Here is a 228-nt window from a genome sequence, read left to right on the forward strand (position 1 = left end):
CACTTCGGCAGTATTTAAACATATTGGCAGCATAATGATGGCGGCTGCGTTGTTGGTCATCATTTCGGTAAGTAATACCGTCGCCAGATACACGGCAATCAAGGCACTGAGCGGCGAATCGGCAACGGCCAGCAAACCACTGGCAATATCCTTGGCCAAGCCAACTTTTTCAACCGCAGCACCCAACCCGAAAGCACAAGCAACGACTAACAAGATTGAGTAGTCGAT

General features: G+C 49.6%; 1 protein-coding gene. It reads right to left on the minus strand.

Annotated elements, in window-relative coordinates; all coding sequences use genetic code 11:
• Window positions 1-228 (minus strand): SLC13 family permease (locus Q4563_RS23470; protein WP_303606260.1); only part of this gene is annotated, 228 nt, incomplete at both ends.

It is taken from the genome of Gilvimarinus sp. 1_MG-2023 (assembly GCF_030548285.1).